The sequence below is a fragment of the Petrotoga sp. DB-2 genome (genome assembly GCF_054051725.1).
The window spans coordinates 1-405 of record NZ_JBSVZD010000081.1 but is presented as its reverse complement, the minus strand read 5'-3'; the positions used below and the strand labels follow the sequence as shown (position 1 = coordinate 405).

The following is a 405-nucleotide window of genomic DNA, read 5'->3' as shown; positions in this document are numbered from 1 at the left end:
GCCGTACCTGGTAAAGCTAAGCCTAATGCTTCTGCCATACATTGCATAGTGCTTGCAGTCCCCATAAATTGGCACGCGCCACAAGAAGGGCATCCTGTCTTTTTATATTGCATGACCTCAAAATCATCAATTAATCCTTGCTTTTCTTTTAAGCTTATTTCTCCGGTCCTACCTGAAGTTGTCATATATGGACCTGGTCTCATTGATCCACCTGGAACAAAAATAATTGGATAGTCCAACCTAGCTGCTGCTATTAGATGAGCTGGAATAGGTTTGTCACAAGATGAAATTAAAACCATACCATCAAATGGATTTACATTACCATGTATCTCCACCATATCAGCAATTACTTCTCTGGATGCAAGTATATAGTTCATGCCATTGTGACCTTGAGCCCATCCATCA

1 protein-coding gene is annotated in these 405 nt (G+C 40.7%); it reads right to left on the bottom strand.

Going from position 1 to position 405, the window contains the following annotated elements; genetic code table 11:
• A partial coding sequence (locus tag ACW9JY_RS10515) for a dihydroxy-acid dehydratase domain-containing protein (RefSeq protein ID WP_457284332.1) occupies positions 1–405 on the bottom strand: 405 nt, incomplete at both ends.